General features: G+C 59.6%; 2 rRNA genes. Both read right to left on the reverse strand.

Annotation, left to right across the window (positions count from 1 at the left end):
* A 23S ribosomal RNA gene (locus tag ACJA3G_RS38365) occupies positions 1 to 154 on the reverse strand; the annotation flags it as partial.
* 281 nt (positions 155 to 435) lie between these two features.
* A 16S ribosomal RNA gene (locus ACJA3G_RS38370) occupies positions 436 to 547 on the reverse strand; the annotation flags it as partial.

Consider the following 547-nt stretch of genomic DNA (forward strand, 5'->3'; position numbering starts at 1 on the left):
GGGTGACAGCCCATGACGACTGCCGGGTTTCCCCATTCGGAAACCCCCGGATCAAAGCCTGGTTGACGGCTCCCCGGGGACTATCGTGGCCTCCCACGTCCTTCATCGGTTCCTGGTGCCAAGGCATCCACCGTGCGCCCTTAAAAACTTGGCCACAGATGCTCGCGTCCACTGTGCAGTTCTCAAACAACGACCAGCCACCCATCACCCCACCACAAACGGTGAGTTCACTGGGGCCGGCGACTGAAGGTCCAGCGGGCTGATGCCCGTGCCTTCAGACACCCAACAGCGTGCCCGGCCCTCCCGAATCCTYTTTCACGTTCCACGCCGAAGCAGTACTRGTGAAAAACATTCCGAAAGCGCCGAATAGTCAACGTTCCACCCATGAGCTGACCGTGCAGAACATTTGCCTGCAATCGGTACTGTGCTCCTTAGAAAGGAGGTGATCCAGCCGCACCTTCCGGTACGGCTACCTTGTTACGACTTCGTCCCAATCGCCAGTCCCACCTTCGACAGCTCCCTCCCACAAGGGGTTGGGCCACCGGCT

The organism is Streptomyces sp. YS-3, assembly GCF_045257485.1.
GTDB lineage: Bacteria > Actinomycetota > Actinomycetes > Streptomycetales > Streptomycetaceae > Streptomyces.